General features: G+C 74.9%; 1 protein-coding gene. It reads left to right on the top strand.

Going from position 1 to position 946, the window contains the following annotated elements; genetic code table 11:
* Positions 1-104: 104 nt before the first annotated feature.
* On the top strand, positions 105-946 hold an 842-nt coding region (locus MXD58_RS25640), incomplete at its 3' end, for a sensor histidine kinase (RefSeq protein ID WP_250610257.1).

Below are 946 nucleotides of genomic sequence, written 5' to 3' on the forward strand. Positions count from 1 at the left end.
CCGCACCAGCCGCGGCGGCCCGGGCGACCGCGACGACCGCCCGGCCGGCGGACATGGGCCCGGCGACCGCGCCGCCGGCAGCCCAGCCACCGCCAGGATCCGTGGTGAGTACCGAGGCGCTGTCCGCCATCTGCGCCGACATCGCCCTGCGCGACCTCAACCTGGTGGACAGTCTGCTGTCCCAGCTCGAGGGCCTGGAGGCGCGCGAAGCGGACGCCGAGCGCCTCGCCGAGCTGTACGAACTGGACCATCTGGCCACTCGGCTGCGTCGCAACGCGGAGAACCTGCGCGTGCTCGCCGGCCGCGACGCGAACGACGCCGTCACCGAGGCCACGCCGCTCGTCGACGTGATCCGCGCGGCGATGTCCTCGATCAGCTACTACTCCAGGGTCACCATCGGCCGGGTGGTGCCGCTCGGCGTCGTCGGGTTCGCCGCGCAGGACGTCGGCCGGCTGCTCGCGGAGCTGCTCGACAACGCCACCAAATCGTCGCCGCCGACCGCCCCCGTGCGGGTCGGGGTGCATCTCACCGAGCACGGCAGTGCGCTGCTGCGGGTCGAGGACGAGGGCATCGGCCTGCCGCCCGACCGGCTGCACCGGATCAACGACCGGCTGCGCTCGGAGCCCGTGCTCGACGACGACGCCGTGCGTCACATGGGCTTGGCCGTCGTCAACCGCATCGCCACCCGGCACGCCATCCGCACCTGGCTGGCGCCGCGCCATCCCCACGGCACGACCGCCTCGGTACTGCTGCCGGCCACGCTGCTCTGCGAACTGCCGGAGTCCAGCTGGTCGGGCACCCGCACCGTCGCCGCGACCCCCGCTCACGGCCTCACGACGGCGGGGATCCTCACGGCGGCCGGTCCGCGGCCACCGGACCCGTCGCGGCCGGTGGAGTCGACGGACGCGGGCCTGCCCAGGCGGCGCGCTGTCCGCCCGCGGGTACC

It is taken from the genome of Frankia sp. AgKG'84/4, from assembly GCF_023242965.2.
Taxonomy (GTDB): Bacteria; Actinomycetota; Actinomycetes; order Frankiales; family Frankiaceae; genus Frankia.